The sequence below is a fragment of the Falsiroseomonas bella genome (genome assembly GCF_003173615.1).
GTDB lineage: Bacteria > Pseudomonadota > Alphaproteobacteria > Acetobacterales > Acetobacteraceae > Falsiroseomonas > Falsiroseomonas bella.
In genome coordinates, this window is sequence record NZ_QGNA01000005.1 from 310,662 (window position 1) to 323,700 (window position 13,039).

General features: G+C 72.2%; 10 protein-coding genes. 3 read left to right on the top strand and 7 right to left on the bottom strand.

All coding sequences use genetic code 11. From position 1 onward, the window contains the following. Positions 1–4 precede the first annotated feature (4 nt). Positions 5–1,045, top strand: coding sequence for an ABC transporter ATP-binding protein (locus DFH01_RS22090; protein ID WP_109872663.1), 1,041 nt, complete (start codon positions 5–7; stop codon positions 1,043–1,045). 12 nt (positions 1,046–1,057) lie between these two features. Here the strand turns inward: DFH01_RS22090 and DFH01_RS22095 are convergent, their stop codons facing one another. Together DFH01_RS22095 and ppsA are read right to left on the bottom strand one after the other, a co-directional pair. Beyond that, complete coding sequence (locus DFH01_RS22095) at positions 1,058–1,381, bottom strand: hypothetical protein (protein WP_109872664.1); 324 nt, start codon at positions 1,379–1,381, stop codon at positions 1,058–1,060. 38 nt (positions 1,382–1,419) lie between these two features. Then, positions 1,420–3,846 carry a phosphoenolpyruvate synthase gene (gene ppsA / locus DFH01_RS22100; RefSeq protein WP_109872936.1) on the bottom strand — a complete coding sequence of 809 codons (2,427 nt, stop codon included), beginning with the start codon at positions 3,844–3,846 and terminating at the stop codon, positions 1,420–1,422. Positions 3,847–4,048: 202 nt separating this feature from the next. Between ppsA and DFH01_RS22105 the strand changes: the two genes are divergently transcribed. Continuing rightward, positions 4,049–4,801: an HAD family hydrolase gene (locus tag DFH01_RS22105; RefSeq protein WP_109872665.1), complete on the top strand. Its 753-nt coding sequence runs from the start codon at positions 4,049–4,051 to the stop codon at positions 4,799–4,801. Between the two features lie 13 nt (positions 4,802–4,814). Here the strand turns inward: DFH01_RS22105 and DFH01_RS22110 are convergent, their stop codons facing one another. Both DFH01_RS22110 and katG read right to left on the bottom strand, forming a co-directional pair. Next, positions 4,815–7,247: a glycoside hydrolase family 65 protein gene (locus DFH01_RS22110; protein ID WP_109872666.1), complete on the bottom strand. Its 2,433-nt coding sequence runs from the start codon at positions 7,245–7,247 to the stop codon at positions 4,815–4,817. A 153-nt stretch (positions 7,248–7,400) separates the two neighbouring features. Then, positions 7,401–9,608, bottom strand: coding sequence for a catalase/peroxidase HPI (katG, locus tag DFH01_RS22115; protein WP_109872667.1), 2,208 nt, complete (start codon positions 9,606–9,608; stop codon positions 7,401–7,403). A gap of 249 nt (positions 9,609–9,857) precedes the next feature. On the opposite strand from katG, the gene DFH01_RS22120 reads away from it, so the two are divergent. Continuing rightward, positions 9,858–10,763: a LysR substrate-binding domain-containing protein gene (locus DFH01_RS22120; RefSeq protein ID WP_109872668.1), complete on the top strand. Its 906-nt coding sequence runs from the start codon at positions 9,858–9,860 to the stop codon at positions 10,761–10,763. A 21-nt stretch (positions 10,764–10,784) separates the two neighbouring features. Here DFH01_RS22120 and DFH01_RS22125 read toward each other — a convergent pair whose 3' ends face one another. The 3 genes from DFH01_RS22125 to DFH01_RS22135 all read right to left on the bottom strand — a co-directional run bounded on the left by DFH01_RS22125 (position 10,785) and on the right by DFH01_RS22135 (position 12,966). Then, positions 10,785–11,768 (bottom strand): Bug family tripartite tricarboxylate transporter substrate binding protein, encoded by a 984-nt coding sequence (locus DFH01_RS22125; RefSeq protein WP_158287860.1) that lies wholly within the window; start codon positions 11,766–11,768, stop codon positions 10,785–10,787. A gap of 156 nt (positions 11,769–11,924) precedes the next feature. Continuing rightward, the gene (locus tag DFH01_RS22130) at positions 11,925–12,620 is read right to left on the bottom strand and encodes a molybdate ABC transporter substrate-binding protein (protein WP_109872670.1); all 696 of its coding nucleotides are present in this window, start codon (positions 12,618–12,620) and stop codon (positions 11,925–11,927) included. A 4-nt stretch (positions 12,621–12,624) separates the two neighbouring features. Next, positions 12,625–12,966 carry a carboxymuconolactone decarboxylase family protein gene (locus DFH01_RS22135; protein ID WP_408609214.1) on the bottom strand — a complete coding sequence of 114 codons (342 nt, stop codon included), beginning with the start codon at positions 12,964–12,966 and terminating at the stop codon, positions 12,625–12,627. Positions 12,967–13,039 lie beyond the last annotated feature (73 nt).

The following is a 13,039-nucleotide window of genomic DNA, read 5'->3' on the forward strand; positions in this document are numbered from 1 at the left end:
AGCGATGACCGACGCCGCCATCACCTTCGACCGCGTGACCAAGGCCTTCGGCACGGTGCGCGCGGTGGACGAGGTCTCCTTCGACCTGCCGCGGGGCGCGCTGGTGACGCTGCTCGGCCCGTCCGGCTGCGGCAAGACAACCACGCTCCGCCTCGTCGCCGGGCTCGAACTGCCGACAGAGGGGCGCATCACCATCGAGGGCCGCGACGTCACGCGGCTCGCCGCGGCCGAACGGCGCATCGCGATGGTGTTCCAGTCCTATGCGCTGTTCCCGCACATGAACGTGCTGGAGAACGTCGCCTATGGCCTCGTCGTCAACGGCGCGCGCAAGGCGGCGGCCGAAACGGATGCGCTCGCCATGCTGAAGACGCTGGGGCTGGAGGGCCTCGGCCAGCGCCTGCCGTCCGAGCTTTCGGGCGGCCAGCAGCAGCGCGTCGCGGTGGCCCGCGCCCTGGTGCTGCGGCCGCAGGTGCTGCTGTTCGACGAGCCGCTGTCGAACCTCGATGCCCGGCTGCGCCGCCGCGTGCGGGAGGACATCCGCGACCTGCAGAAGCGCCTCGGCCTCTCGGTGGTCTATGTCACCCATGACCAGCAGGAAGCGCTGGCCGTCTCCGACCTGGTCTGCGTGATGCGTGCCGGGAAGATCGCGCAGATGGGCACGCCGAACGAGCTCTACGAGGACCCGGCCGACTCCTTCATCGCCGACTTCATGGGCGAGGCGAATGTGCTGGACGGCGAGGTGCTCGGCCCCGACCGCATCGCGCTCGGCGGCGTCGCACTCGCCACGCGCATGCGGGCGCACCCCGCCGGCCCGGCGCAGCTCGCGGTGCGCCCGGAATCCATCACGCTGCTGGCCGAGGGCGAGGGCCTGCCCGGCCGCATCCAGCGCGCTGCCTTCCTCGGCCAGACCCGCGAATACGAGGTCGAGACGGCGGTCGGCACGCTCTTCGTCGTGGCCCCCGCCGCCGCCCCGGCCTTCGCCGGCGGGGAGGCGGTGCGCTGCCGGATGGAGCGCGTGATCCCGCTGCGCCCGCCGCGCGGCTGAAGGGCGCCGGCCCTACTCCCAGCGCAGGCTCTCGTTGCGCGGCGCCGGGCTGGCCGCCGGCCGCTCCGGCGCTGGCGCGGCCTCGACGCGATGCCCGGCCCGCCGGTCGAGGCTCTCCACCGCGGCAAGCGCGAGTGCCGCCACCTGCACCAGGCGCTGCCGCGCCTCCACCGGCGATCCCTCCCGCGCCTTCACCCGCGCCCAGCCCGCATAGTCGGTGATGAGCCGCACGAAGTCGTCGGTGGACATCCTGTCGTCATGCGCCGGGCCACCCCATTGCGCATCCTGCCGCGTGCGTTCCGCGGCAACCTCCGCAAGCGCCCTTCTCTCGGTCATGCTGCCTCTCTCTCCCCCAAAGTGCCTCTCGTGCCCCGTCACACCGCGCCTCCGGGCGCGGCCCGGCCGGAATCACGCGCCAGCCGCGCCTCCGCCTCCGCCACGCGCCGCACCGTGCCCACGAAGCTGTCAGGGTTCAGCGACATCGAATCGATGCCGCGCTCCACCAGGAATTCCGCGAAGTCCGGGTGATTGCTCGGCGCCTCGCCGCAGATGCCGACCGTGGCGCCGCAGGCCTGCGCGCGCGCGATGACGTCCGCGATCATCCGCTTCACCGCGGCGTCGCGCTCGTCGAATAGGCCGCGGAGTTCCGCCGAATCGCGATCCACGCCGAGCACCAGCTGCGTCAGGTCGTTCGATCCGATGGAGAAGCCGTCGAAGCGCGCGGCGAACTCCTCCGCCAGGATCACGTTCGAGGGGATCTCGCACATGACGAACACCTTGAGGCCCGCGCGCCCGCGCTCCAGCCCGTGCCGTGCCATCTCCGCCAGCACGCGGTCGGCCTCGGCGGGCGAACGGCAGAAGGGCACCATCACCACGACGTTGTCGAGGCCGATCTCCTCCCGCACGCGGCGGATCGCGCGGCATTCCAGCGCGAAGCCCTCGCGGTACCGCTCGCTGTAGTAGCGGGAGGCGCCGCGCAGCCCGAGCATCGGGTTCTCCTCCAGCGGCTCGAAGGCCGCGCCGCCCAGCAGATGCGCGTATTCGTTGCTCTTGAAGTCACTGAGCCTGACGATCACCGGCTTCGGATGGAAGGGCGCGGCGAGCTTGGCGATGCCGCGCGCCAGGCGATCCACGAAGAACTCCGTCTTGTCGGCGAAGCCCCGCGTCAGCGCGTCGATCTCCCGCCGCGCCGCGGCATCCGTCACGCGGTCGGGATGCACCAGCGCCATCGGATGGATGCGGATATGGCTGTTGATCACGAATTCCATCCGCGCCAGGCCGACGCCGTCCGCCGGCAGCCGCCACCAGCGCAGCGCCGCGGCGGGGTTCGCCAGGTTCAGCATCATCCGCGTGCGCGTCCGCGGCAGGTCGCTCAGGTCAAGCTCCGCCACCGCGAAATCCAGCCGCCCATCATAGACCTGCCCCTGGTCCCCCTCCGCGCAGGAGAGCGTGATCGGCTGGCCGTCGCGCAGCGCCGCGGTCGCGCGCTGCGTGCCGACCACGGCAGGCACGCCGAGCTCGCGGCTGACGATCGCGGCGTGGCTGGTCGGGCCGCCATGGTCGGTGACGATGCCCGCCGCGCGCTTCATCACCGGCACCCAGTCGGGATCGGTCGATTCCGTCACCAGGATCGCACCGTCGCGGAAGCGCGCGATGTCGCCGGCGTCGCGGATCACGCAGGCCTCGCCCGTGGCGATCGCATCCCCCACCGCCGCGCCGGTCAGCAGCGGCCGCGCGCGGCGATCCTTCAGGCGATAGGTGCGCAGGCTCGCGGCGCCGCGCAGGGCCTGCACAGTCTCGGGCCGCGCCTGCACGATGTGCAGCGCGCCGGTCTCGCCGTCCTTCGCCCATTCCATGTCCATCGGCCGGCCGTAATGCCGCTCGATCGCCGCCGCCCAGCGCGCAAGCTGCAGGATCTCGGCATCCTCCAGCACGAAGGCGTCCTGCTCGCGCCGCGTCGTCTCCGTCATGGCGGTGCGCGCGCTGCCGCCCGTTGCATAGACCAGCTTCCGCGCCTTCCCGCCGCGCGTCTTCTCCAGGATCGGCGCGAAGCGCGCATCCTGCAGCAGCGGCTTGAACACCAGGTATTTGTCGGGATCCACCGTGCCCTGCACCACCGTCTCACCCAGGCCCCAGGCGGCGCTGATCACCACCGCGCCGGGAAAGCCCGTCTCGGTGTCGATCGAGAACATCACGCCCGAGCCCGCGAGGTCGGAGCGCACCATCACCTGCACGCCGATGGAGAGCGCGACCTGCAGGTGATCGAAGCCCTGCGCCTCGCGATAGCTGATGGCGCGGTCGGTGAAGAGCGAAGCGTAGCAGCGGCGGCAGGCGTCCAACAGTTCCGCCTCGCCGCGCACGTTCAGGAAGGTCTCCTGCTGGCCGGCGAAGCTCGCCTGCGGCAGGTCCTCCGCGGTGGCGCTGCTGCGCACCGCGACGGCCGGCGCCTCCGCCCCGCCGCGGCGGCGCGCGAGCTCGCGATAGGCCTCGCGGATCTCCGCGGCCTGCGCATCGGGGAAGCGCCCGGCGAGGAACAGGCGGCGGAGCGCCTCGCCGGTCTCCTGCAGCGTCGCCTGCCCGCCTTCCAGCGCCGCGACGCGCTCGCGCAGCTTCGGCTCGATGCCGTTGGCTGCGACATAGGCGCGATAGGCGTCCGCGGTGGTGGCGAAGCCGTCCGGCACGCTGACGCCCTCGGCGGCCAGCGTGCGCGCCATCTCGCCGAGCGAGGCGTTCTTGCCGCCCACGCGGGCGACGTCGCCAATGCCCAGCGTCTCGAACCAGGCGATGGTCCGCCCCGCCATCGTCGTCCTCCCAGCTTCGCGCGGTTCCCTGCCGGCATTGCGGCGGAAACCGCCGATGAAACCCTGCCCCGGATGGCCGGCGCGGTCCTTGCGCCAGATCATCCCCGCCGCGCGAGAAGCTGGCCCCCCTCCCGCGCGGGCTAGCCAACCCGCGCCGCGCCCCGGCGTTCGCGGCGAAGTGCGCCACAATGGGAGGCCGCTTATGCTCATGCTGTCGCGCGAAAGGCTGGACGCCGTCCTGATGGACCTGGACGGCGTGCTGACCGACACGGCGCGGCTGCATGCGGCCGCCTGGAAGGCGCTGTTCGGCGAAGCGCTGCATCGCCTTGCGGCGCCGGGCGGCACGCCCCTCCCTCCCTTCGACGCGGATGCGGAGTATCGCGCGCTGGTGGATGGCCGCCGGCGCGAGGACGGGGTGCGCGCCGTGCTGGCCGCGCGCGGCCTCGCGCTGCCGGAAGGCTCGGCCGACGATCCCCCCGATGCGCTGAGCGTCGCCGCGCTCGCCGCGCGCAAGCAGGCGCTGTTCCTGGACGCGCTGCAGCGCGAGGGCGTGGAGCCCATCCGCGGCGCCGCGGCGCTGCTGCAGGCGCTGACGCGGGCCGGCCTGCCCGTGGCCGTCGTCTCGGCCAGCCGCAACTGCGCCGCGGTGCTCGCCGCGTCCGGGCTCGACCGGCTGGTGACGCTGCGGGTGGATGGCGTGGAGGCCGCACGCCTCGGCCTGCCGGGCAAGCCGGCGCCCGACAGCTTCCTGGAAGCGGCACGGCGGCTCGGCGCCGCGCCCGCGCGCTGCGCCGTGTTCGAGGATGCGCTGGCGGGCGTGGAGGCCGCGCATCGCGGCGGCTTCGGCCTGATTGTCGGGGTGGATCGCGGCGCGCAGGTGGCGGCGCTGCGCGAGGCGGGCGCGCATGCCGTGGTGGCCGACCTGTCGGAGGTGCGCGTCGAAGCGCAGGGCTGAAGCGCGGCGGGGATCAGCCCGCCGGCGGCGCGGGGTGCGGGGCGGGCGGGAATTCCGAGACCGGCTCGGGCGGCAGCTTAGGCGTGGGCAGGGACGCGACCGGCGATGCGGCGCTCAGCTGCACCTCCGTGCCGTCATGGACCAGCGTGAGCGCCGCGCCCGCCTCCAGCCGATAGGTCGTGACGTCGTGGCGCAGCTCCACCCTCAGGCGGCACCCGCGGATCGCCAGCGGGAAGCGCAGCGCACGCCATTCGCGCGGCAGGCGCGGATCGAAGCTGATGCGCCCGCCATGGTCCCGCAGCCCGCCGAAGCCCTGCACCAGCGCCATCCAGGTCCCGCCGATCGAGGCCACATGCGCACCGTGGCGCATGTTCCCGCCCACATCCGAAAGGTCCATCTCGGCCGCGAAGCGGAAATACTCCATGGCCTTCGCCATGTAGCCGACCTCCGCCGCCACGATTGCCTGCACGCAGACGGACAGCGAGCTGTCATGCGTGGTGATCGGATCGTAGTAGTCGAAGTTCCGCTTCTTCTCCTCGGGCGTGAAATGGTCGCCCAGCAGGAACATCGCCAGCACCGTGTCGGCCTGCTTGATCACCTGCGCGCGGTAGAGGTTCAGCGGGTGGTAGTGCAGCAGCAGCGGGTAGTGGTCCTCCGGCGTACCGGCGAAGTCCCACGGCTCCTTGTCGAGGAAGCTGTCATCCTGCGGATGGATGCGCAGCCGCTCGTCCCAGGGCAGGTACATCCGCTCCGCCGCCTCGCGCCAGCCGGCGGGCTCCACATCCTCGAGGCCGGTGCGCCGCACCAGCTCTGCAAAATCCCGCGGATGGTCGCGGCGCATCGCCTCCGCCACCTCCGCCGCGTAGCGCAGGTTCGCGCGCGCCATCAGGTTGGTGAAGAGGTTGTTGTTCACCACCGTCGCGTATTCGTCCGGCCCGGTGACGCCGTTGATGCAGAAGCGCCCGCCATGGCGCGGCGAGAAGAAGCCGAGGTCGCGCCAGAATCGCGCGGTCTCCACCAGCATCTCGGCGCCATGGCTGCGCAGGAAGGTGGCGTCGCCGCTCACCTCGACATAGCGGCGCAGCGCGAAGGCGATGTCGGCGTTGATGTGGTACTGCGCGGTGCCCGCCGCGTAGTAGGCCGAGGCCTCGCGGCCGTCGATCGTGCGCCAGGGAAAGGTCGCGCCGCGATGACCGAGTTCGCGCGCGCGCTCCCGCGCCTTGTCCAGCATGCCGTGCCGGAAGGCCAGCAGGCTGCGCGCCATGGCGGGGTTAGTGTAGATCAGGAAGGGCAGCACGTAGATTTCCGTGTCCCAGAAATAGTGCCCTTCGTAGCTGCGGCCCGTCAGGCCACGCGCGCCGATGCCATGCCCCTCCACGCGCTCCGACGCCTGCATCAGCTGATAGAGGTTCCAGCGGATCACCTGCTGGCGATGCGGGTCGGAATCCTCCACCTCGATGTCGGCGCGCTCCCAGAAGCGCGCGACGCGACGTCGCTGCTCGGCCAGGATTCCGTCGAGGCCGAGGCGACGCGCCGCATCCAGGCTGCGGCCGACGCGCTCGCGCAGCTCCTCCGCGGTCGCGCCGTCGCCGCCGTCGTAGTGATAGGCCAGCGCCTTCCACAGCCGGAGGGGACGGCCCGGCGCGACCTCAGCCTGGAACAGGATCTCGGCGCGCTCCTCCTGGCAGCGCGCCTCGGGCGATACGGAGAGGCGCGATGCGTCCTCCACCACATGGTCCATGCCGCAGCCGAGCAGCAGTCCCGAGCCTTCGGTGGCGAAGCCGAGCACGGCGCGAAGCCCCGCCGCCTCATGCCCCGTCGGGCGCAGCACGCGCTTGCTCGCGGCCGGCTCGGCCAGGCGCGGATCGTCCGGGTCCACGGCCAGCGGCGGGCGCAGCGCCATCTCCGAGCACAGCATCACCGTCGCCGCCGCGTCCTCGGCCTCCAGTTCCCAGCCGATCGCGGCGAGATGCCGGTCATGCAGCGCGACGAGGCGGATGGTGCGCAGCGCGAGCCGGCAGCCGGCCGGCATGCGCCAGACGACGCGCCGCTCCAGCAGGCCCGCGCGCATGTCGAGGCCACGGCTGAAGGAGAGCAGCTCGGCACGGTCCAGCAGGAAGGGCTCGCCGTCCACATACAGGCGCATCGGCGTGCCGTCGGGCAGGTTGAGCATGCTCTGCCCGACGCGCGGGAAGCCATGCGCGCGCTCGCCATAGGTGATCGGGCGGAGCTCGTGGAAGCCATTGAGGTAGACGCCGGGCTCGCGCACCGGCGCGCCCTCGTCCAGCATGCCGCGGATGCCGAGATGGCCGTTGGCCAGGGCGAACATGGTCTCCGCCTGTCCGACGAACCAGGCCGAAAGCTCGGGACCGAAGCGGGTCGCCTCCAGCGCCCAGGGCAGCGGCGGGAAGGTGTCCTCGGGCGGAGGCTGGCGCAGGCGCAGCATGCGTCGCTCTGTCTCCTTCGGCGCGCGGGGCGGGAGCGGCGGATCGCCGCTTCCCCCTGTGACGCACGTCAGGCGGGCCGGGTTCGCCTTCCCGGCCGCTTCACGCTCGGGCGGCCCGGATGCCACGCGGCATCCGGGCGCCCTGCCGCGACCTCAGGCGAGGTCGAAGCGGTCCAGCATCATCACCTTGTTCCAGGCCGCGACGAAGTCCTGCACGAACTTCGCCTTGGAGTCGTCCTGGGCATAGACCTCGGAGAGGGCGCGCAGCTCGGAGTTGGAGCCGAACACCAGGTCCACGCGCGTCGCCGTCCACTTCACGGCGCCGGTGGCGCGGTCGCGGCCCTGGAACTCCTCGGCCGTCTCGTCGGTCGGGGTCCAGGCCGTGCCCATGTCGACCAGGTTGACGAAGAAGTCGTTCGTCAGCTTGCCCGGCTGCTTCGTGAGGACGCCATGCGGCGAGCCGGCATGGTTGGCGCCCAGCACGCGCAGGCCGCCGACCAGCACCGTCATCTCCGGCGCCGTCAGCGTCAGCAGCTGCGCCTTGTCCACCAGCTGCTCCTCGGCCGAGACCGTGAAGCGCGCCTTGCGGTAGTTGCGGAAGCCGTCGGCCTCCGGCTCCAGCACCGCGAAGGAGTCGACATCGGTCTGCTCCTGCGAGGCGTCGGTGCGGCCCGGCGTGAAGGGCACCTTCACGTCATGGCCCGCCGCCTTCGCCGCCGCCTCGATGGCCGCGCAGCCGCCGAGCACGATCAGGTCGGCCAGCGAGACCTGCTTGCCGTCCTTCGCCGCCGCGTTGAAGTCGCGCTGGATGCCCGTGAGGGTGTCGAGCACGATCGCGAGCTGCGCGGGCTGGTTCGCCTCCCAGTCCTTCTGCGGCGCGAGGCGGATGCGGGCGCCGTTCGCCCCGCCGCGACGGTCGGACCCGCGGAAGGTCGAGGCCGAGGCCCAGGCGGCGGAGACGAGCTGCGCGACGGTCAGGCCGGTCGCCAGGATCTTCGCCTTCAGCGCGGCGATGTCGGCCTCGTCCACCAGCTTGTGCGTCACCGGCGGGACGGGGTCCTGCCAGATCAGGTCCTCGGCCGGCACCAGCGGGCCCACGTAGCGGGCCTTCGGCCCCATGTCGCGGTGCGTCAGCTTGAACCAGGCGCGGGCGAAGGCGTCCTGGAAGGCGGCCGGGTCCTTGTGGAAGCGCTCCGAGATGGGCCGGTAGATCGGGTCCATCTTCAACGCCATGTCCGCCGTCGTCATCATCGGCGGGTGGCGCTTGGACGGGTCATGCGCGTCCTCCACCAGCGTCCAGGCGGCGCGGTCCTTCGGGTGCCACTGATGCGCGCCGGCCGGCGACTTGTGCAGTTCCCACTCGTAGCCGAGCAGCATGTCGAAGTAGCCGTTGTCCCAGGTGGTGGGCTTCGGCTTCCAGGCGCCCTCGATGCCGGAGGTGATGGCGTGCCCGGCCTTGCCGGAGCCGAAGCTGCTGATCCAGCCCAGGCCCATCTGCTCGATCGCCGCGCCTTCCGGCTCACGCCCGACATGGGCGGCATCGCCCGCGCCATGCGCCTTGCCGAAGGTGTGGCCGCCGGCGACGAGCGCGACGGTCTCCTCGTCGTTCATCGCCATGCGCGCGAAGGTCTCGCGGATGTCGCGGCCCGAGGCGACCGGGTCGGGGTTGCCGTTCGGCCCTTCCGGATTGACGTAGATGAGGCCCATCTGCACGGCAGCCAGCGGGTTCTCGAGCTGGCGGTCGCCGCTGTAGCGCTTGTCGCCCAGCCAAGTGTCCTCGGCGCCCCAGTAGATGTCCTGCTCCGGCTCCCAAATGTCCTCACGGCCGAAGGCGAAGCCGAAGGTCTTCAGGCCCATCGACTCCATGCCGACGGTGCCCGCATACACCATCAGGTCGGCCCAGCTGATCTTGTTGCCGTATTTCTGCTTGATCGGCCAAAGCAGGCGCCGCGCCTTGTCGAGGTTGGCGTTGTCGGGCCAGGAGTTCTCCGGCGCGAAGCGATGCGCGCCGTTGGAGGCGCCGCCGCGGCCGTCCGCCGTGCGGTAGGTGCCGGCCGAGTGCCAGGACATGCGCACGAAGAGCGGGCCGTAATGGCCGTAGTCGGCCGGCCACCACTCCTGGCTGACCGTCATCAGCGCGATCATGTCCTTGCGCAGCGCCTGGACGTCGAGCTTCTTCACCTCCTCGCGGTAGCTGAAGCCCGGACCCATCGGGTTCGACTTCGCCGACTGCTGGCTGAGGATGCGCAGGTTGAGCGCATTCGGCCACCAGTCACGGTTGGAACGCGTCGAGGATCGCGCGGCGTTCGGCTTGCCGTGCATCACCGGGCATTTGCCGACGCTCTGAGCATGTCCGTCCATGTTTCCCTCCAATACAGGCAATGTTCAGCGACTGTGGACTTGGGCCAAGGCCACCAGCACTTGGGAAGACCATAGCGCGACTTCGAAGGGACGGCACCGGGCCAACCCCACGCGCGCGCATCATCGCGCCCGCGGCCCCATCGCACGGATCCTCTTGCTCCCTTGTAGCCGCGCGGAAAGGATAGATGGAAGCCCTGACACACAACCGGGCTGATAGCCTGCAACTATAGGGACAGGGGGCTTGACCCGATGAACCTCCGCGACCTGCGCTATCTCCTCGCCGTCGCCGAGCATGGCCATTTCGGCCGCGCCGCGGAGGCCTGCGGCATCAGCCAGCCGACCCTCTCCGTGCAGATCCGCCGGCTGGAGGAGGAACTCGGCGTCGCCCTGTTCGAGCGCGGCGGCAAGGCGGTGGCGCCGACCCCGGCCTGCGATCGGCTGCTCGGCCATGTCCGCGCCGCGGTCGCCGAGGCGGACGCGATCCTCGCCGTCGCGCGCGGCCTGCGCGATCCGCTCGCCGGGCGCTTCCGACTCGGCATCATCCCGACCCTCGCGCCTTATCTCCTGCCGCTGGTCTTCGCCCCGCTGCGCGCCGCGCTCCCGGCGCTGGAGGTCGAGCCCTGGGAGGACCAGACGGCGGCCCTGCTCGAGCGGCTGCGCGTGCATGAGCTGGACGCCGCCCTGCTCGCCACCGAGACGGACGGCCCCGACCTGCAGAGCATGGCGCTGTTCGACGAGCCCTTCCTCGCCGCCCTGCCGCCGGACCACCGCCTGCTCGCGCGCGACTCGGTCGCGGAGGAGGAACTGGCCGAGGACATCCTTGTGCTGGCGGACGGGCACTGCCTGCGCGACCAGGCGCTCGCCGCCTGCGGGCGCAGCGGCGCGCTCGGCGGCGCGCTGCGCGCATCGAGCCTGCCGACACTGCTCAACATGGTGGCCGCCGGCTACGGGACGACGCTGATCCCCGCCCTGGCGGTGGGCGTGGCGCAGGATGCCGGAATCGCGCTGCGGCCCCTGGCCGCCCGCGCGGGCCGCACCGTGCGGATCGTCTGGCGTGCGCGCTTCCCGCAGCGCGCGGCGGTGGAGGCGGTGGGCGAGGTGATCGCCACGCGCCTCAGAAGCTTTGCGGCCGGCGCGGCGGCGGGGACCATCTGACCCCCGCCGCGCGCGCGAACGCTACTCGGCCTGCACGCCCGCCGCGCGCAGGATCCGCGTGTACTGGTCCACGCCGTCGCTCACCAGCTTCATCACGCTGTCCGGAGACTCGAAGCCAGCGCGCGGCGCCACGCCGGCCAGCTCCGTCAGGCGCCCGGCGCTCTGCTGGATGGCGTTGCGGAAGGCGGCGCCGAGCGCGGCCACGGCCGGCGCCGGCGTGCCGGCCGGCGCGAGGATCGGGAAGAACTCCTCCAGGATCACCCCCGGCAGCCCGGCTTCCGTCGCGCTCGGCACGTTCGGCAGTGCCGGGGAGCGCTGCTCGGCGAGCACCGCGAGCGCCCGCACCCCACCCTGCCGGACCTGGCCGATCGAGGACGCCATGGTCGGCGTGCCGAACTGGGACTCGTTCGCGACCAGCGCCGCCACGCTCGGCCCGCCGCCGCGGTAGTGCACCAGCTCCACCTCCACCTTCATCAGGGAGCGGAAGAGCTCTGCGCCCACATGCACGCCGCTGCCGATGCCGGCGGTCGCGCAGTTGAAGCGCCCCGGATTGGCCTTCAGCAGCGCCACCAGTTCCTGCGCGGTCTGCGCCTGCACCTGCGGATTGACGACCAGCACATAGGGCGAGAAGCCGGCCACCGCGACGCCGACGAAATCCTTCACGGTGTCATAGGGCACGCGCGCGACGATCGCGGGCACCGTGGAATGCGCGCTGTTGATCAGCACGGTGTGCCCGTCCGGCGCCGAGCGCGCGACATGCTCCGCCCCGATGACGCTGCCGGCGCCGGCGCGGTTCTCCACCACGATCGGCTGGCCGAGCGCCTGGCCCGCCGCCTCGGCGATGATGCGCCCGACGATGTCGTTGGACCCGCCCGGCGCGAAGGGCACGATCAGGCGGACCGGCCGCGTGGGGCGCCAGGCCGGCGCGCTGCCCTGGGCATGCGCGGCCAGCGGCGCGAGGCCGGCGGCAAGGGCGAGGGAGAGGGTGCGACGACGGGTCTGCAAGCGGAAGGTTCCTCCGTTTGTGGCGGCGGGTCGTCCGCAGGGGGCGCACTGCCGCTTGATTGGTGCCGCAACATACTCAGAACGCCTGCGAACGCCAGACCCCGTCGCCTGCGCCGTCTTCACGTCCTGCGGGGCGGACCGTGACGGAGCGGCAGCTCAGGGCGCGCCCACCGGCTCCAGCCCGCCGGCCCGCAGCACCGCGGGCGTCATCGCGGCTTCCAGCCAGGCGATGAAGTCGCCCGCCGCCGGCGGCGCATCCGCGAAGCAGGCGGCGGCGAAGGTGATGCCGGTGTTCATCCCCGGCGGCAGCTTGCCGAGGATGTCCACCCCCGGCACCGCCATCAGCTCGCTCACCTGCTGGATCGCCAGCGCCACCTCGCCGCGTGCGGCCAGCTCCGCGGTGAAGCCATGCGGGATGATGCGGGCCTTGGCGTTGACCTCCGCCGCGATGCCGAGCCGCTCGATCAGTCCGGCGAAGAAGATGCCACTCGCCCCGGCGCGGGAATAGGCGAGCGAGGGCACGGAGAGCAGCGTCCGGCGGAAGGCCTCGTCGGTGCCGATGTCGGGCCGCGGCGCGCCCGCGCGCACCGCCGCACCGATGAAGGACCGGGCCAGCTCCCGCCGCGTAGCGGCGACGAGAACCCCCGCCTCGGCGAGCTCGCCGACGCCCTCCCCGGTCAGGATCGCGACGTCGCCCTGCGCGCCCTCCCGGATCGCGGCCAAGAGGCGTGCGGTGGGATCGAAGCGGAACTCCGGCGCGAAGCCCCGCGCGGCCGCCTCCGGCAGCAGCGTCCGGACGATCCCGGCGACGCCGAGCGTCGAGAGGACGCGAAGCGGGACGGCCTGCGTCATGGCGCTAGCCCTGGCCGGTGCCGTCCAGCGCGTCCATCACGTGGAAGGAATAGGTCAGCGCGGCGCCGGCATTGAGCGCGACGGCGACGCCGAGCGCCTCCGCGATCTCCTCCTTCGTGGCGCCGGCGGCCTTGGCCTTGCGCGCATGCGCGTCGATGCAGCCCTGGCACTTGGTCGTCACCGCCACGGCCAGCGCGATGAACTCGCGGGTCTTCGCATCCAGGTGCTTCGTCGTCGCGGCGCCGCGGCTCAGCGCGCCGAAGCCCTTGATCAGCTCCGGGTGCAGCGCGGTGAATTCCTTGCCGCGCTCGCGCAGCGCCGCGCTGTAGTGGTCCCAGTCCTCGATGCGGGTGTCGGCTGTCATGCGGGGTCCCCTGACGAAAGAAGGCGTGGTCCAGAGGACCACGCCTTCCGCGTCT